Genomic DNA, 779 nt, shown 5'->3' with positions numbered 1-779 from the left:
GATCGACAAATTCTTTTACTTGGTTTTCTTTAAGCGAGAAAAATGCTGCTGGGTAGCTACCGACAACGCCGCGCACGATGGTCATATCGTCGTTGGCGAAGTCTCGGTTGCTTTCTTCATCAAACAACCTCGAAATATTAGTGTGCGCATTGTTGTGAAGTAGGGTGAACAGTTCGTCCTTACCTGACTTACTACGCACCATCAGCATCGTGATTTGTGGGACGGTTTGTAGCCCTTCACCACGCACTTGACCGATGCGTTTTAGCTCTTTTTCCGTTTTATCTGAAAGCGCAGTATCGGTAATCTCATAACGAGGCAGCAGCACTGGCGATAAGCGTTTGCGCATCATGTTCAGTAGCTCGGTTTTTGGGTCGTCCGTTTTGTAAACAACGCTGGTCGGTTGATTAAAAGGCTTCACGTTACGTTGCAAAAAGTCACTAAGCTGAGGGCTTTGATCTTGATACCAGCTCGATTGAAGCTGGTGACGCATATCCGCAGGCAGCAAGGTAACAAAGTTACTCTCGCCTTCAAGACGTAAGAAGTCCATGAACATACGCGTCATCAACTGGTGACCAAAGTTACCGTATACGTCAAACCCTGCTACCAATAGGTAGTGACTACGCTCTAGCAAAGCGTAATCTAAGATCCAGACTGTTTTTGGCTGCTCGCCAACCAACCCTTGAACTACAGATGCACTGTCGAAATGACGGAATACTGTTAATGCTGCATTTGGGTTGGTACCGTTACCGTCCCAAATGACGTCAGTCGATAGGTTTTCG

The 779-nt window shown here is 46.7% G+C and carries 1 protein-coding gene; it reads right to left on the bottom strand.

Translation table 11 applies throughout. The annotated features are described in order from the left end of the window. On the bottom strand, positions 1 to 779 hold a 779-nt coding region (locus R7E78_RS25995; protein WP_318058591.1), incomplete at both ends, for a fatty acid cis/trans isomerase.

This window comes from Vibrio sp. YT-19(2023) (genome assembly GCF_033337395.1).
This window is presented reverse-complemented; position numbering and strand designations above follow the sequence as displayed.